Origin of the sequence: Azohydromonas sp., assembly GCF_035325925.1 — a bacterium.
Classification (GTDB): Bacteria; Pseudomonadota; Gammaproteobacteria; order Burkholderiales; family Burkholderiaceae_C; genus Calidifontimicrobium.
On sequence record NZ_DAOKZA010000078.1, the window covers coordinates 1 to 9,184 of the forward strand.

Sequence of the window (9,184 nt, forward strand, 5' to 3'; positions counted from 1 at the left end):
AGCAGGAAGCACGACAGCCCGCCCGGGGCCTGCGCCAGCACCAGGAAGGCGTCGCACATCGGCGCGCTGACGAAGTACTTGTGGCCGACCAGCTCGTAGGCCTGGGCCGGCCCCTCGGCGCCGACCGGCAGCGCGCGCGTGCTGTTGGCGCGCACGTCCGAGCCGCCCTGCTTCTCGGTCATCGCCATGCCGATCGTCAGGCCAGCCTTCTGCGCGTCGGGCACGTTGCGCGGGTCGTAGACGCGCGCGGTGATCTTCGGCTCCCAGGCCGCCGCCAGCGCGGGCGTGCTGCGCAGCGCCGGGACGGCCGCGAAGGTCATCGTCACCGGGCAGCCGTGCCCGGCCTCGACCTGGGTGTGCAGGTATTCGTGCGCCGCGCGCGCGACATGCGCGCCGGGCCTGGGGTCGGTCCACGGCGACGCGTGGATGCCGTGCTCGATCGCGGTGGCCATCAGCCGGTGGTAGGCCGGGTGAAAGCGGACGAGGTCGATGCGGCGGCCGAAGCGGTCGTGGGTGTCGAGCTCGGGCGGGTGCTGGTTGGCCAGCACGCCGAGCTCGAGGTACTCGGCGCTGCCGGTGAGCCGGCCGAAGTCGAGCAGCGACTCGTGCGCCCAGCCGGCACCCTCGCGCTGCACGGCGGCCTGCAGCGCGGCATCCTGCGCGTAGGCGTTGAAGTCGACCAGCTCGCGGCCGACGTTGACCACCTCGTGCGTCTCGGCGGCGCAGGGGTCGAGGAGGGCGGGCTTGGCCAGGCGGTCGGGGGCGTTCATGGGGCGGTCTCCTCGCGAAAGCGGTTCCAGATGGACTGGCCGGCGGCGTCGAAGCGCGCGACGGCATCGATGAAGCCCTGGCGCGCGTCGGCGTCCACCAGTGGCGCCGGCAGCAGGGGGTCGAACACGAGCTGGCGGATCGCGTCGTGACCGAGCATGAACGACTCGCGTGCGGCGTCGGCCAACGGCAGCCGGTCGGCGCGCGCCAGCCAGCGCTCCAGCCGCTGGCGCGTCGCGCGGTAGCCCCGGTTCAGCGCCGAGCCGTCCCACAGCGCACGCGCGCGCCGCTCGCGGGCCGGGTCGAGGTCGCGCGCGACGAACACGGCGGCATCACCGTCCGGCTCGAGCCGCGTCAGGCGGTCCCGCACCGCGGCCGCGCCACCGGCGAGGTTGTCCGGCCGCAGGTGCAGTCCGGGCTCGAGCTCGCGCAGGCCGAGCAGCCCGAGCGCGCGTTCGCGCGTGCGGCGCGCCGCGCGGCGAGTGGCGGCCGGCGCGGCGGCACCGGCCGACGCGCCCGGCGGGGTGTGGACCGCGATCCAGCCGCCTGACCAGTCGCGCAGGCGCGCCGCCGCGCCGCGCCACTGCGCGACGTCGCCCGCCAGGCCCGCCGCCTGCGGCCCCAGCCGGTAGCTGCCGCGCCCGGCCGGCTCGACCAGGCCGGAGGCCGCCAGCCGCGCCAGCGCGACGCGCACGCTGTTCTCGCGCAGTCCGAACAGCGCACAGGCCGCGACGGCGGTGCGCGCGCTCAACGCCTGGCCCCCGGCGCCGAGCAGCAGGTTGAGGATCAGGTGGCGCGGGTTCGGTGTCATGCCGCGCAGAAATTACATCTGTGCGAAGAGAGAGTCAAGACATGTAATGAACCCGCGCCACCTCGCCCGACCCAGGCGGATCCCCGCCGGCGCGTCGCGGCCGCACCCGGGCGCTCAGCGCAGTTCGCCCGCGAAGCGTCGCCGCACGCTCGCCAGGTACCACGCCGGCGCGACGCGCCACAGCAGCGCGCCGAAGCGCGCCAGCGGGTCCGGCGCCAGCCAGCGCGCGCCGCGCGCCAGCGCGCGGTCGATCGCCCGCACCGTGTCCTGCGCGCTGCGCACGCGGCCGAGCGTCGAGCGTGCGTGCGGCGCCGGTGCGCCGTCGGCGCCGAGCGCATGCCGCTCGATCGGGGTGTCGAGGAACGACGGGTACACCATCAGCAGCCGCACGCCGTCGGCCTGCAGTTCGAGCCGCAGCACCTCGAACCATTGGGTCAGCGCCGCCTTGGCCGCGCCGTAGGCGGCGCGCCCCGGCACCGGCATCCAGCCGGCCATCGAGCCGATCGTCACGATCGTGCCTCGCGACGCCCGCAGCAGCGGCAGCGCGGCCAGCGTGAGCTCCATCGGGGCCTGCCAGTCGACCGCCATCACGCGGCGCATGACCGCCGGGTCGGTGCGGTGCGCCGGCGATCGGTGCGTGATGCCGGCGTTGTTGACCAGCAGGTCGACGCGGCCGAATCGCGCCTGTGCCGTCGAGACGACGCGTGAGATCACGTCGGCCCGGGTCAGGTCGCCGGCGACGAGCGCGATGCGCTCGCGCGCGACGCCGGCGGCGGCGAGCGCGGCCGCACGCGCGGCGAGGCCATCGCCGTCGATGTCGGCCAGCAGCAGTGCGTCGCCGCCGGCGGCCCAGTGGCGCGCCATCGCCCAGCCCAGGCCGGAGGCGCCGCCGGTGATCAGCGTGACGCGCACCGCGACGCCACCCAGCGGTCGAAAGCCTGCGCCGTGGTGTGGCGCGGCACGTAGCCGAACACGGTCTTCAGCCGCGTGTTGTCCAGCACCGGCCGCCAGCGCAGGAAGCCGACCTGCTCCGGCCCGTAGCGCGTCAGCCCGAGCGGCTTGGCCAGCGCGAGCGCCGCCTGCAGCAGCCACGCCGGCACGACGCGGCAGCGCTTGCCCAGCCGCGCGGCGATCTCGGCCATCGTCAGCACGCCGTCGCCGGCGAGGTTGTACACGCCCGGCGGCCCGCCCGCGATGGCGTGCAGGATGGCGCCGACGACGTCCTCGTCCCAGACGAAGACGAAGGGGCTGTCGCTGCCGCGGATCGCCAGCGGCCGCGCGCGCTCGAACAGCGCGGTGATCTGGTTGTCGACGTGCGCGCCGAGGATGGTGCCGATGCGCAGCACCACCTGTTCGAGCTCGGGGTGCGCGGCGCGTGCCCGGGCGAGCATCTCCTCGACCAGCCGCTTGTGGCGCGCGTAGGCGAAGGCGTCGTTGCCGCGCAGCGGCATGTCCTCGGTCAGCCGGGGCGGGTTGTCGGCGTGGTAGCCGTAGGCCGCGCCGCTGGAGCTCACCACCAGCCGCCTGACGCCCGCGGCGAGGCAGGCGTCGAGCACGTGGCGGGTGCCCTCGACGTCAACCGCGTAGGCCTTCGCGCGGTCGTCGCCGGGGCCGGGCGTGACGATCGAGGCCAGGTGGACGACGGTGTCGACGGCGTGCGCGCGCAGCAGCGCCTGCAGCCCGGGCGCGCGCACGTCGTGCTCGGCGTAGACGATGCCGGGGTGGCGCTCGGCGTCGGCGACGCGGCGCAGGTCGGTGGCGACCACCGTGCGCGTCTCGATGCGCCGCGCCGCCAGCGCCGTCACGAGGCCGCGGCCGAGCATGCCGGCCGCGCCGGTGACGAGGACCGACGGGGCGCTCACGCCGCGGGCCCGGGGTCGCGGCGCGACCACCAGGTCGCCACCGTCAACCCGGAGATCAGGTGCCAGACGCCCCACCACGCGGTGACGATGGCCATCCCGCCCAGGCCGCCGAAAAAGTTGAAGATCAGGATCAGCCCGAGCGCCGAATTCTGGATGCCGACCTCGATCGCCACCGCGCGCCGGTCGCGCTCGGGCAGGCCGGCCGCGCGCGCCGCGGCCCAGCCGCTGGCCAGCGCGGTCGCGTTGTGCAGGAACACGGCGAAGACGACGACGCCGACCCAGTCGAGGAAGTGACGCCAGTTGGCCGCCAGCGCGCCGACGACGAACAGGCCGAAGATCAGCAGCGACGCCGCGCGCACCGGCCGGTGCACGCGCGCGACCAGGCGCGGGAAGCGGTGCCCGATCGACATGCCGGCGACCATCGGCACGCCCAGCAGCAGCGCCACCGCGAGCAGCATGTCCAGCGGGTCGAGCGACACCGAGCGCAGGATGGACGCCGTGGGCGCGTACAGCCCGGCCCACAGCGCCAGGTTCAGCGGCGTCATCACGATCGCCACCGCAGTCGACACCGCGGTCATCGACACCGACAGCGCGGTGTTGCCGCGCGCGTAGTGGGTCAGGAAGTTCGAGACGTTGCCGCCCGGACAGGCGGCCACCAGCATCATGCCCAGCGCGACGCTGGGCGCGGGCCGGATCGCCAGCACCAGCCCGAAGGTGAGGGCCGGCAGCAGCACGAACTGTGCCGCCAGCCCGATCAGCACCGGCTTGGGCGTGACGAGCACGGCCCGGAAGTCGCGCGGCTTGAGCTCGAGCGCGACGCCGAACATCACCAGCCCGATGATGGCGTTGAGCGCCCACAGCGACTGCGGGTTGAAGTTCAGCCGTACCGCGTCGATCTCGCCCATCGTGCTGGCCTGCGTCGCTCGTCGTCGTCCGGCCGCTTCAGCCCTTGGGCTCCTCGTGCATCTTCTTGAAGTGCAGCAGCCCGGGCGCCCACATGTGCTTGACCGGGTCGACGTCGACGTGGATCACCGCCGGGCCGCCGCTGTCGAGCGCGCGCGCGATCGCCGCGCGCAGCGCTTGCGGGTCGGACACGCGCTCGCCGTGCGCGCCCATCGAGCGCGCCAGTTCGTCGAAGCGGATCTCGTGCAGGTCGGCCTTGATCGTCTCGTCGTCGTCGAGCTTCTTGAACAGCATGGTCTTGAACGGCCGCAGCATGAACTGCTGGTTCATCTTCACCATGCCCCACTGCTTGTCGGCCAGCACGATCCAGACCACGCGCGCCCGGGTGCGCACCGCGGTCTCGACCTCCTGCGGGTGGAAGCCGAACGCGCCGTCGCCGATGATGCAGCACACCGGCTCGCCCGGACGCGCGTGCGCCGCGCCGATCGCCTGCGCCATGCCGGCGCCGAGCATGCCGAACTTGAAGGTCGACAGCACCCGGTTCGGCACGACGGCCTGGTGATGGAACATCGCCCACACCGCCGCGTTGCCACCGTCGGCCACCAGCACCGTGCCGGGCGGGAACAGCTCGTCGCAGGCGGTGCCGATGTGCGCCGGGTGGACCGGCGCGGCCAGGTTCTGCAGCGCCTGGTCCCAGCGCGCGCGGTCATCGGCGCGCGCCTTGGCGTAGGTGGCGGCGCGCTGGCGGCGTTGGTCCAGATGGGCCGGCGTGCGGCCGGCCAGCGCCTGCGCCAGCGCCTCGAGGAACACCCGCGCGTCGGCCTGGATCGCCAGGTCGGCCGGCTTGTTCAGCCCGAGCATCTCGGCGTCGACGTCGACCTGCACCGTGTACTGCTCGCTCGCGTGCCGCCAGTAAGGCGGCTTGCCCCACCAGTCGGTTTCGCCGATGCGCGAGCCGACGACGAGCACCGTGTCGGCCTCGTTGCGCACGCGGTGGTTGAGTTCGACGTGCGGCATCGGGATCGCCAGCGCCGAGGTCTCGGGCAGCGCACCGCGCGCGGCCCAGCTCGTCGTCACCGGCGCGTGCAGCGCGTCGGCCACCGCCGCGAGGGCGTCGAAGGCCTGCGCGTGCACGACGCCGCTGCCGACGTGGATCATCGGCGCGGCCGCCGCCAGCAGCCGGTCGGCCGCCTGCGCGACCTGATCTGGTCGCGGTGTCAGCGGCTCGGTGCGGCGGTACTGGTTCGGCGCCCAGTGCGGCAGCGGCTCGAAGCTGCCGTTCATGACCGTCTCCGGCACGTCGAGGTGCACGACGCCGGGGCGGCCGTCCCAGCACGCGCGCAGCGCCTTGCGCGCCAGCTCGGGCACGCGGTCGTACGACGAGGCGGCGGCGCTCCATTTGGCGATGCGGCCGATCACGCCGGCCTGGTCGAAGCACTGGTATGCGCCGCCGCGATCGGGGTACATGATCTGTGGCCGGCGCGCGCTGGTGATCGCCAGCACCCGGTTGCCCTCGGCCTGCTCGACGACCAGCCCCGGCAGCAGGTTGGCCACGCCGGGTCCGTTGCTGGCCATGCACACGCCCAGCCGCCCGGTCAGCCGCGCGTAGGCGCCGGCCATGTGCGCGGCGCAGGTCTCGTGGCGCGGCGTGACGATGTCGATGCCAAGCCGGTTCAGCGCCTCGTAGAAGCCGAAGTAGGTGCCGTCGATGATGCCGAAGACCTTCTCGACACCCTCGGCGTGCAGCATGCGGGCGAGCCACTCGCCGCCGCGGATCTTGGCCATCGCCGCCGTCTCCTCGAAGTGATTGTCGCGGCGCCGAGCTTAGCCAGCGCGCGGCGCGCATGTCAGCGGCCAAACGCGCCACCGGGGTGACCGAACGGGACATCGGCACGCGCTTCGCTACGATGCGCGGGCGCACCGCCGGCGCCACCGCCAGCCCCCCAGAGCCTTCATGCACAGCGTCTCCCGCGTCTACGCGCAGGCCATCGTCCAGCTCGCCGAGCGGCGCGGACTGGCGCTGCCGGCGGCGCTGCTCGCCGCGGTGCGGGGTGCGGCGCGCGTGCCGCTGGCGATGCAGGACGCGCTGTGGGACGCCTATTGCCGCGCCGCCGACGACCCGCTCGCCGGGCTGCGCGTGGGGCTGGCGCTGCAGGCCGGCCACCTCGACAGCGCCGGGCTGCAGCTCGTGACCTGCGAGACGCTCGGCGAGGCGCTGCACGACCTCGTCGAAGTCGCGCCGGCGATCGGCGAGGGCGGCGGCTTCGCGCTGGTGCGCGACGGCGAGCGGGTGCAGCTGCGTTACCTGCCGCGGCTGGCGGTGCGCGAGCGCGAGCGCGTCGAGGCCGTGCTCGCCGGCGCGCTGAGCCTGGCGCGCTGGGCCACCGGCGGGCGCTTCGCCGTCGGCGGCCTGTGGTTTGCGCACGACCCGCTGGCGCCGGCGCCGGCGTACGCGGCGTTGCTCGACGTGCCGCTGCGGTTCGGCGCGGCGCACGACGCGCTGGTGTTCGACGCGTCGCAGCTGGCGCTGCCGCTGGTGCAGGCCAACGCGGCGCTGCGCGAGCACCTGCGCACGCTGACCGAGCGCACGCTGGCCGGGCTGGGACAGTCGAGCCTGGCGGCCGCCGTGCAGCGCTTGGTGCTCGCCAACCCGGCGTGGGGGCGCGAGCGCGTCGCCGCGGCACTGGGCATCAGCGGCCGGCACCTGGTGCGCCGGCTCGCCGACGACCGCGTGTCGTTTCGCGCGCTGCGCGACGCGGTGCTGCACGACATCGCCTGCCGGCGGCTGACCGGCGCGCGGCGCGTGGTCGACATCGCCGCCGAGCTGGGGTTCTCGGACGAGCGCGCCTTCGTGCGCGCGTTCCGCCGCTGGGGCGGCACCACGCCGGCGCGCTACCGTGGCACCACCGGCGCGGCGGCGGGCGAGGCGGGTGGGCTCACGCCGCCTGTCCCGCGAGCCGACGCTTGACCTGCGCCAGTTCGGCGAGCAGTTCGCGGTAGCGCGGCAGGCGCTGCGGGTCGCGCTGCGCGTCGTGCGCGGCGGCGTCGAGCGCGGACTTCAGCGCGCGTTCGAGCAGGTGATCGACGGCGCGGCGCAGGTCGGTGGGCTGCGCGTCGTGCGCGTCGGTGTCGCCCAGCCAGGCGGCGGTGTCGACGCCGGCGGCGGCGAGGTCGACGTCGTCGGCCAGCGCGCGGCGCAGCGCCGCCCACGGGCGCGGCCCGTGCTCGGCGAGGTCGCGCTCGAGCCACGCGACCAGCGCGCCGTGCGGGGCCGGCAACTGGTGCAGCAGCTCGTGCTCGTGCACCGACAGCGTGTCCCACCACTCGGCGTGGGCCAGCAGCATCTGCAGCGCACGGTCCTCGGGGCGGCGCGGCGGCTGGCGCGCCAGCACGCCACCGCGGCCCGCGGCGGCAGGCGTCGGCGCGCGGGGTGCGTCGCGCGCTGCGGCGCGCGGCGCCGTGGCGGCGTCGGTGCGCCACAGCGCGGCCAGCTCGTCGAGCGGCAGGCCGCCCAGGCGCGCCAGCTCGGCCAGCAGCTGGCGGCGCAACGCGCCGTCGGGCAGCTGCGACCACAGTGGCCGCGCCTGCGCGAGCATGCGCGCGCGGCCCTCGGCGCTGGCGAGGTCGCAGTCGGCCTGTGCCACCTCGACCAGCTGGCGCGACAGCGGCAGCGCGTCGGCCATCAGCCGCTCGAAGGCCTCGCGGCCGTGCGCGCGCACGTACGAGTCGGGGTCGTGCTCGGGTGGCAGGAACAGGAAGCGGAAGCTGCGCACGTCGGTCGCGTGCGGCAGTGCGGCCTCGAGCGCGCGCACGGCGGCGCGCCGCCCGGCGGCGTCGCCGTCGAACGAGAACACGACGCGGTCGACGAAGCGCAGCAGCTTGGCCACGTGCTCGGGCGTGCACGCGGTGCCCAGTGTCGCCACCGCGTTGGGCAGGCCCAGCTGCGCCAGCGCGACGACGTCCATGTAGCCCTCGGTGACCAGCGCGACGCCACGCTCGCGCAGCGCGGCGCGCGCCTCGTACAGCCCGTACAGTTCGCGGCCCTTGACGAACAACGGCGTCTCGGGCGAGTTCAGGTACTTCGGCTCGCCGCGGTCGAGCACGCGCGCGCCGAACGCGATCACGTCGCCCCTGACGCTGCGGATCGGGAACATGATGCGGTCGCGGAAGCGGTCGTAGCGCCTGGCGTCACCGTCGCCGTCGTCGCGCACGACGACCAGCCCGGCCTCGGCCAGCAGCGGGTCGTCGTAACGCGCGAAGGCGCTGGCCAGCCCGTGCCAGCTGTCGGCGGCGTAGCCCAGCGCGTAGCGCGCGGCGATCTCGCCGCTGAGCCCGCGCCCCTTCAGGTAGTCGATGGCGCGTGGCGTGGCCTTGAGCAGCCCGCGGTAGTGGTCGGCGGCGGTGCGGAGCACGCCGGCGAGCGTGGTCTCGCGTTCGCGCTGGCGCGCCGCGCGAGCGCGCTGCTCGGGCGTGACGTCGTCGTCGGGCACGCTCAGGCCCGCCTGCTGCGCCAGCTCGTGCACCGCCTCGACGAAGCTCAGGCCGAGGTGTTCGGTGAGGAAGCGGATCGCGTCGCCGCTGGCGCCGCAGCCGAAGCAGTGGAAGAACTGCTTGACCGGGCTGACGCTGAAGCTCGGCGTCTTCTCGGCGTGGAACGGGCACAACCCGACCAGGTTGGCGCCGGTCTTGCGCAACTGCACGTGGCGGCCGACGACGTCGACGATGTCGGTGCGCGCGAGCAGTTCCTGGACGAACCCCGGCGGGATCATCCGGGCAGTCTAGTGCGTCCGCCCTGAACAACCCCGTCGACCCGCATGAACACTCGCTGTCCGGGGTCGGT

The 9,184-nt window shown here is 74.8% G+C and carries 8 protein-coding genes; 1 reads left to right on the top strand and 7 read right to left on the bottom strand.

Translation table 11 applies throughout. The annotated features are described in order from the left end of the window. The 6 genes from PKC53_RS17850 to PKC53_RS17875 form a co-directional block, all read right to left on the bottom strand. A partial coding sequence (locus PKC53_RS17850; protein WP_324431092.1) for an acyl-CoA dehydrogenase family protein occupies positions 1-770 on the bottom strand: 770 nt, incomplete at its 3' end. Then, the gene (locus PKC53_RS17855) at positions 767-1,579 is read right to left on the bottom strand and encodes a PaaX family transcriptional regulator C-terminal domain-containing protein (RefSeq protein ID WP_324431094.1); all 813 of its coding nucleotides are present in this window, start codon (positions 1,577-1,579) and stop codon (positions 767-769) included. The genes PKC53_RS17855 and PKC53_RS17850, both read right to left, overlap by 4 nt. 114 nt (positions 1,580-1,693) lie before the next feature. Beyond that, entirely contained in the window at positions 1,694-2,491 is a 798-nt protein-coding gene (locus PKC53_RS17860; protein ID WP_324431096.1) for an SDR family NAD(P)-dependent oxidoreductase, read from the bottom strand. Then, positions 2,476-3,441: an SDR family oxidoreductase gene (locus PKC53_RS17865; RefSeq protein WP_324431098.1), complete on the bottom strand. Its 966-nt coding sequence runs from the start codon at positions 3,439-3,441 to the stop codon at positions 2,476-2,478. The genes PKC53_RS17860 and PKC53_RS17865 overlap by 16 nt, the downstream gene beginning before the upstream one ends. Next, positions 3,438-4,346, bottom strand: a complete 909-nt coding sequence (locus tag PKC53_RS17870; protein WP_324431100.1) for a bile acid:sodium symporter family protein — start codon at positions 4,344-4,346, stop codon at positions 3,438-3,440. The genes PKC53_RS17865 and PKC53_RS17870 overlap by 4 nt, the downstream gene beginning before the upstream one ends. A 37-nt stretch (positions 4,347-4,383) precedes the next feature. After that, positions 4,384-6,129: a thiamine pyrophosphate-binding protein gene (locus tag PKC53_RS17875; protein WP_324431102.1), complete on the bottom strand. Its 1,746-nt coding sequence runs from the start codon at positions 6,127-6,129 to the stop codon at positions 4,384-4,386. Positions 6,130-6,298: 169 nt separating this feature from the next. Here PKC53_RS17875 and PKC53_RS17880 point away from each other — a divergent pair, with 169 nt between their 5' ends. Continuing rightward, complete coding sequence (locus PKC53_RS17880) at positions 6,299-7,312, top strand: AraC family transcriptional regulator ligand-binding domain-containing protein (RefSeq protein WP_324431104.1); 1,014 nt, start codon at positions 6,299-6,301, stop codon at positions 7,310-7,312. Here the strand turns inward: PKC53_RS17880 and dnaG are convergent. Next, positions 7,281-9,113, bottom strand: a complete 1,833-nt coding sequence (gene dnaG / locus PKC53_RS17885; RefSeq protein ID WP_324431106.1) for a DNA primase — start codon at positions 9,111-9,113, stop codon at positions 7,281-7,283. The two genes, PKC53_RS17880 and dnaG, sit on opposite strands and share 32 nt — an antisense overlap. Positions 9,114-9,184: the final 71 nt, after the last annotated feature.

Excerpts from the sequence above, each read along its gene's own strand:
- PKC53_RS17855 (WP_324431094.1), bottom strand. The coding sequence starts at position 1,579 with ATGACACCGAACCCGCGCCACCTGATCCTCAACCTGCTGCTCGGCGCC.
- PKC53_RS17880 (WP_324431104.1), top strand. The coding sequence starts at position 6,299 with ATGCACAGCGTCTCCCGCGTCTACGCGCAGGCCATCGTCCAGCTCGCC.
- PKC53_RS17875 (WP_324431102.1), bottom strand. The coding sequence starts at position 6,129 with ATGGCCAAGATCCGCGGCGGCGAGTGGCTCGCCCGCATGCTGCACGCC.
- dnaG (WP_324431106.1), bottom strand. The coding sequence starts at position 9,113 with ATGATCCCGCCGGGGTTCGTCCAGGAACTGCTCGCGCGCACCGACATC.
- PKC53_RS17870 (WP_324431100.1), bottom strand. The coding sequence starts at position 4,346 with ATGGGCGAGATCGACGCGGTACGGCTGAACTTCAACCCGCAGTCGCTG.